The sequence below is a fragment of the Halomonas sp. 3D7M genome (assembly GCF_014897885.1).
Lineage (GTDB): Bacteria > Pseudomonadota > Gammaproteobacteria > Pseudomonadales > Halomonadaceae > Vreelandella.
In genome coordinates this window covers 1-6,623 of the sequence record NZ_JABUZF010000261.1, presented here as the reverse complement: position 1 = coordinate 6,623, position 6,623 = coordinate 1, and the positions used below count along the sequence as shown (strand labels likewise).

Annotated in this window: 6 protein-coding genes; 3 read left to right on the top strand and 3 right to left on the bottom strand. The window is 50.5% G+C overall.

Annotated features, from left to right (window positions below; translation table 11 throughout):
* The 3 genes from glcE to INT22_RS16890 form a co-directional block, all read right to left on the bottom strand.
* On the bottom strand, positions 1-597 hold a 597-nt coding region (gene glcE, locus INT22_RS21325), incomplete at its 3' end, for a glycolate oxidase subunit GlcE (RefSeq protein WP_226912845.1).
* 51 nt (positions 598-648) lie between these two features.
* Positions 649-2,148, bottom strand: coding sequence for a glycolate oxidase subunit GlcD (glcD, locus tag INT22_RS16895; protein WP_193068614.1), 1,500 nt, complete (start codon positions 2,146-2,148; stop codon positions 649-651).
* 236 nt (positions 2,149-2,384) lie between these two features.
* Positions 2,385-4,076 carry an L-lactate permease gene (locus INT22_RS16890; protein ID WP_193068613.1) on the bottom strand — a complete coding sequence of 564 codons (1,692 nt, stop codon included), beginning with the start codon at positions 4,074-4,076 and terminating at the stop codon, positions 2,385-2,387.
* 453 nt (positions 4,077-4,529) lie between these two features.
* Here INT22_RS16890 and INT22_RS16885 point away from each other — a divergent pair, with 453 nt between their 5' ends.
* From INT22_RS16885 to INT22_RS16875, 3 genes are all read left to right on the top strand, one after another.
* Positions 4,530-5,222, top strand: coding sequence for a glutathione S-transferase family protein (locus INT22_RS16885; RefSeq protein WP_193068612.1), 693 nt, complete (start codon positions 4,530-4,532; stop codon positions 5,220-5,222).
* Positions 5,223-5,315: 93 nt separating this feature from the next.
* The gene (locus INT22_RS16880; RefSeq protein WP_089039723.1) at positions 5,316-6,005 is read left to right on the top strand and encodes a glutathione binding-like protein; all 690 of its coding nucleotides are present in this window, start codon (positions 5,316-5,318) and stop codon (positions 6,003-6,005) included.
* Between the two features lie 180 nt (positions 6,006-6,185).
* Entirely contained in the window at positions 6,186-6,542 is a 357-nt protein-coding gene (locus INT22_RS16875) for a phasin family protein (protein WP_038477905.1), read from the top strand.
* Positions 6,543-6,623 lie beyond the last annotated feature (81 nt).

Here is a 6,623-nt window from a genome sequence, read left to right as displayed (position 1 = left end):
GAGCTTAGCCAAGGCATCTTCAAGACTCATGCTTAGGCGTAGGCTGTGAGTGGCAGTAGGAATAGGCAGGACTTTAAACGAGATATCCGCTAGCACGCCTAGCGTCCCCTGAGCACCTGCCATTAAGCGTGAGAGGTCGTATCCGGCGACGTTTTTCATGACTTCACCGCCAAAACGCAACAACTTGCCTTCTTGGGTGATCACGCGTGTGCCCAAGACAAAGTCTCTTGCTGCGCCAGCCCATGGGCGGCGTGGGCCGGACATGCCGGTGGCAACAGCACCGCCAATGGTGCTGGCATCGCTGAATGCGGGTGGTTCAAAGGCCAGCATTTGATTTTCTTCGGCTAGAGCTGCGTTGAGTGCGCTTAACCGCGTACCGGCACGAACAGTAATTACAAGCTCTACCGGGTCATAAGAGATAATGCCGCTATGGGGCGACATGTTTAAGGCGTTGCCTTCTACCGCTCGGCCGTAAAAAGCGCGGGTATCGCCACCAACTATGCGCAGTGGCGTGCGGTTGGCATAGGCGCTGCGCACCTGTTCGCACAGGTCGTCAGCGATATCTTGATCGGCAGCATGTATCGCTAGTTCAGTCATGGTGATTCCTAATCATTATGCTTCCTAGTGGTTAGTCGACTAGGAGTCGCATCAGAAGCGTGGTAGTTCCGGATGCGGTAGTTCGTTGTTGTGCACATGCATCGCGCCAAACTCAGCACAGCGCGCCAGGGTAGGAATATTTTTTCCTGGGTTGAGTAAGCGCTGTGGGTCAAAAGCGGCTTTCAAGGCATGGAATACCGTTAGCTCATCGGCTTGAAACTGACTGCACATCTGATTAATTTTTTCGCGGCCGACACCATGTTCGCCAGTGATGGAGCCGCCCGCCGCGACGCATAGCTCGAGAATTTTTCCGCCGACGTCCTCTGCAAGAGCCAGCTCTCCCTCTTTATTGGCATCAAATAGAATCAGCGGGTGCATATTGCCGTCACCGGCATGGAAGACGTTGGCAATCGCCAAGCCACTCTCTTCCGACAGGGCGGCAATACCTTTGAGAACGCGAGGGAGTTCGCGGCGAGGGATGGTGCCATCCATGCAGTAGTAGTCAGGCGACATGCGCCCCACCGCGGGGAAAGCATTTTTTCGCCCTGCCCAGAATTTGGCCCGCTCAGCCTCATCGCGAGCCTGTTGAATGTCGGTCGCCCCCGCTTTTTCTAAGACGCGGCGAACGGTTTGGCAATCGTCGTCCACATCGGCTTCAACGCCATCTAGCTCACACAGAAGAATGGCTTCTGCTTCAACGGGGTAACCTGCCTTGATGAAATCTTCAGCAGCCTTGATGGCCAGCTTATCCATCATTTCTAACCCGCCAGGAATGATCCCCGCAGCAATAATGTCACCAACAGCACGGCCCGCTTTTTCTACGTCGTCAAAGCTGGCCATGAGTACCTTGGCGGTTTCAGGTTTGGGCAGCAGCTTTACGGTAATTTCAGTGACCACACCCAACATGCCTTCAGAGCCATTCATCAACGCGAGGAGGTCAAAGCCCGGTGCATCCAGCGCTTCGGATCCCAGCGTCATACGCTCGCCTTCAATCGTCATGACATCAACACGCATCACGTTATGAACGGTGAGACCATACTTGAGGCAGTGCACGCCACCCGCATTTTCCGCCACGTTGCCACCAATCGAGCAAGCAATCTGTGACGATGGGTCGGGTGCATAATAAAGCCCGTAAGGGGCAGCAGCCTCAGAAATAGCTAAGTTGCGCACGCCTGGCTGTACACGTGCAATGCGAGCATCTGGGTCAACATTAATAATCGTGTTGAAGCGCGACATCACTAGCAGGACGCCTCGTTCAAGCGGTAAAGCACCGCCTGAAAGCCCCGTGCCTGCACCACGAGTAACCACCGGAACACCCAAGGCATGGCAGCGTTTTAAAAGGCCTTCTACCTGTTCCAGAGTCTCGGGTAATGCAACCAGCATCGGCAGGATGCGATAAGCGGCAAGGCCGTCGCACTCAAAGGGATGCAAGTCCTCTTCACGGTGCAGCAGCGTTAAAGACGGCACTGCGTTTTGCAGATCATCTAAAACATCTGCTTTATCGCGGTGAATGAATTCGCCGTCGAGGCGTTCATCGAAAAGAAAGTTCATGTTAGCTCCTGTGGGTGAGGAGAGCAGAAAATTATCTAATCACTTTATGGAAAATCTTTCCATAAATAACTAATTCGGTGCTGGAAAACTTTTGCATACAGTGAAAATGCTAATAACGTGTTAGTGATTTACTGTTTCTGCTGAGGTTGCCGGGGAGTCACCTCTTGTGAAGAGGCTGCTGGGTTGCCCTTAGGCTACCCAGCAGGGGAGACTCACTCTTGATTAACGTTTTCCCATCACATCAGTGGATCGGTAATGCCAATCACATAAAAAGCAATAAGGGCAATAATCCCAGTAAAGATCAGATAGTAGATCGTGGGAATAATTGTTTTACGAATCGTTGTACCTTCGCGACCAAGTAGGCCAACCGTCGCTGATGCGGCGACAACATTGTGAATCGCAATCATGTTACCCGCAGCGGCACCAACGGCTTGTAGCGCGACCATCATCGCGGTGGACAACCCGAGTGTTTCGGCAACGCTAAACTGGAATTCAGCTAGCATCAGATTAGAAATGGTATTGGAACCGGCAATAAAGGCGCCCATAGCCCCAACCGCAGGTGCAAAGAAGGGATAAATTCCCCCCACGCTGTTAGCTACCGCCTGGGCCATCATGACGGGCATTGACACAAGGTCAGCACCATTCACGCCAGAGTTAATCAGGATGCGCACCATGGGAACGGTGAAGATCAAGACAAAGCCAGCGCCGAAGATGGTTTTAGTGGATTCAGACACGGCAGCGCTGATTTTCTGCGGGTTCATGCGGTGCAAGAAGTAGGTGACGATGACCACCGCGATAATAATGCCGCCAGGCAAATAAAGCGGCTGTACACCGCCGCTGACACCGGCCTCGCCTAGAATGTTGTTCCAGCTCAGGTTAACGGAGGTCAAGGCGGCTTTCAGCGGTTCAACGATGCGTGAAGCAACCAAGAATATCGCGAGTAGGACGTAAGGAATCCAGCCCTTGAAGGTCGACATTGGTGCTTTACCAACAACGTCATCTAGCTTGATTTGCAGGTTGCCGATCCACTCGTCTGGCCAAGACGTTGATTCAGGAAAGTCCCAGGTGTCTTTCGGCAGTAAGAAGCCTTTACGAGCAGCGGGCACTACAATCGCTAAGCCCACCATTGCCCCAATCATTGACGGGAATTCTGGACCTAAGAAAACGCCGACCAGCATGTAAGGTACGACGAACGAAATGCCAGTAAAGATCGCAAAGGGCGCAATGGATAGACCTTCTTTCCAGGAGCGGTTCGCACCGAAGAAGCGCACCATGATCAATACCAAAATCAGAGGCATCAATATGCCTACGATGCCGTGAGTAATGGCCACAGAGCTAGTAATTTGCTGGAAAAAAACGTCCCACGTAGAGCCGCTAGCTTCCAACTGGGCAGTGATGCCAGCGCGATCCAGCCCGCTACCGACACCCACTACAACTGGGGTGCCAACGGCGCCAAAAGAGACCGGTGTGGACTGAATCATCATGCCGACAACAACGGCTGCCAGTGCAGGGAAGCCAAGCGCTACCATGAGCGGTGCGGCTACTGCTGCAGGCGTACCAAAGCCAGAAGCCCCTTCAATGAAGCAGCCGAATAACCAAGCAACAATTAGCGCCTGAACGCGACGGTCAGGGCTAATGCCTGAAAAACCGTTACGAATCGCAGTGATGCCGCCAGAATGCTTAAGCGTATTTAGTAGCAAGATGGCGCCAAAAATTATCCACAAAAGGCCTGCTGTTTGAATCAGCCCTTGAATGGTAGACGCGGCAACGCGGCTAAACGACATATCCCAAGCGGTCAGACCAATGACGGCTGCGGTCAGGAAAACAATCGGCATCGCTATTTTTGCGGGTATTTTAAAACCAATGAGCAAAATACCGGCAAGCAGCAGCGGCAGAAATGCCAGAAGTGCAAGTGTAGTTTCATTCATTTTAGGAATGGCCCCTTGTTATTGATTTGGTGTGCTCGGCAGATGCCAGCGATCGTGGCAATGCTGGTTGGATCAGTGCGAAAGATACGGTTAGGTAGAAAAAATGGCTATATTGGATAATTGGTAAGACCAATTAAGGGTGGTTGTATGTATAGGCGTTGAACCACTCTTTTAAATTTAACGAATTGTTTTTATTTGCTTTTAAATTTCCACAATGCAGTAGGGATGCCTGCAACCCATTAGACTAATAGACAGTACAGTTTCCATCTAAAAAGGCAGTACAGGGCAAATGAATGGAGAAAAAGTCGCTCGCTTACTTAGCTGATACGAAGACCTTTGGGGAGGGTTCAGAACAAGTAAATCCCGTTACTTGCGTCCTTGGTAGCTTAAGCCCATTGTTGTCAGCGTGTGTTTGGTTTTAACCACGTTTCTAATTACAAGGAGGCCGTCACAGTGGCAATAACTCTTTATGACTTATGCGGACGCGATGAGCGCTTACGCTTTTCTCCCTATTGCTGGCGCGTTCGTATGGCACTGGCACACAAAGGGTTGGAATATACGACTGTTCCTTGGCGTTTTCTTGATAAAGAGGCACTTGCCTTTGCCGACTACGACAAAGTGCCGGTGTTAACCGATGGTGACACGGTTGTCACTGATAGCTTCGAAATCATGCGCTACTTAGATAAGGCCTATCCTGCCAATCCAGTATTGGGAGAAGGGGTGAGCTATCAGCGAGTCCACTTTTTTAAGCTTTTTGTTGAGCGTAGCGTGACCCCGGCACTTTTTCGCACGGTCGCGCTGGATTTATTAGCGGCCATACATCCTGACGACCGCGCCTACTTCAGAGAGACCCGCGAAGCCCGTTTTGGTATGCGTTTAGAGGACGTCAATAATCCAGAACAGGGGCGAGCACAGCTGAAAAAACTGTTGGCTCCTGTACGTGATCAGCTTCGGAGTAGCCCATTTTTAGATGGCGAAGCACCCAGTGGAGCAGATTACCTACTATTTGGCAGCATGATGTGGGCATATACAGTGTCACTTGAGCCATTAGTTGACACTAATGATCCGGTTGATGAGTGGTTTAAGCGTATGCTGGAGGTGCACGAGGCGGTCGCGGGTAAGTCCATTACTATTCGTGATCTATAATGTGTCAGGCGGCAATAATGCCGCCTGTATCCATCGTATGTACGAGGAAAGCCACACAAACGACTTATGTCGTATGTGTGAGAGGAGATGGCAATGATTGATCTGTATTACTGGACAACTCCCAATGGCCACAAAATCTCCATCATGCTTGAAGAAGCAAAACTTCTTTACCGGGTAAAACCTGTCAACATAGGGCGTGGCGAGCAGTTTGACCCTGAATTCTTAACCATTGCGCCGAATAATCGTATTCCCGCCATTGTGGATCATGCACCTCAAGACGGTGGTCAGCCCCTGGCACTGTTTGAGTCAGGGGCTATTTTGGAATACCTGGCTGATAAGTGCGGACAGTATCTGCCCGCTGAGGGGCGAGAGCGTTATGTCGTGCTGCAATGGCTTCATTGGCAAGTGGGCGGGTTGGGTCCGATGGCGGGTCAAAACCACCATTTTTGCCACTATGCGCCGCAAAAAATCGAATATGCTATCGGACGTTACGTGCGCGAGACGTATCGCTTGTACAGCGTGCTAGATCAACGACTATCTCAGCAGCATTATGTGGGTGGTGATCGTTACTCCATCGCTGATATGGCGATTTATCCATGGATTGTGCCATGGGAAAAGCAGTGCCAAACGTTAGAGGAGTTTCCTGACCTAGAGCGTTGGTTTGATGAAGTAGCACAGCGCCCCGCTGTCCGAAAAGCTTATTCTTTGATCGAAGACGTTAATCCACAGGCGGGGGGAGAAATAGATGAGCAGGCACGTAAATACTTGTTTGGCAATCGCTAAGTTGTCACTGATTGGTTGATGAGGTTGCCGCCTTCAATCGCTAGCAGCAATGTTATTTAAAAATAATGTTGCGCTGCACAAAAGGCACTGCTAGCTTTGTTGTTAGTAAAGGCAACCGCCTGATCATCGACCGCTTATCGATGCGTGTCGAATCGCTAGCTCACTTAAGGAGATTATGTGATGAACAAGGCCGCAGAGAAATCCACCCAGCAGTTTGAGTCTGTCTTTGTATCGCCAATGCGTTCTTATACCCTGGCAGCGCTTGATTATTATCAGCAAGTTGTCAGCGCGCAAATGGATGCAGCACGTGCATACTCTGATATGACGGTTGCTCAGGCACGCACATGGTTAGACGTTAAAGATGCCGACAGCTTTAAAAAAGCCATGGAAAGCCAGCAAAAAACAGCCTCTGACCTAATGGAACGTATGAAAGGAGACTCTGAAAAAGTCACCTCCATTAGCCAAAACTTTATGCAAGAGAGCCAGAAAATGGCGGAAGAGACCACTAAGAAAGCAGTGGAAACCGCTAAGCAGTAACCTATTTTTCATTAGGTAAATGATTGATAGTAAACGATCAAATGCTATTAATTGATCGATGAAATGCCGCACCGTCAGGTG

Coding starts and splice junctions, on each gene's coding strand:
- glcD (WP_193068614.1), bottom strand. CDS start 2,148: ATGAACTTTCTTTTCGATGAACGCCTCGACGGCGAATTCATTCACCGC.
- INT22_RS16890 (WP_193068613.1), bottom strand. CDS start 4,076: ATGAATGAAACTACACTTGCACTTCTGGCATTTCTGCCGCTGCTGCTT.
- INT22_RS16880 (WP_089039723.1), top strand. CDS start 5,316: ATGATTGATCTGTATTACTGGACAACTCCCAATGGCCACAAAATCTCC.
- INT22_RS16875 (WP_038477905.1), top strand. CDS start 6,186: ATGAACAAGGCCGCAGAGAAATCCACCCAGCAGTTTGAGTCTGTCTTT.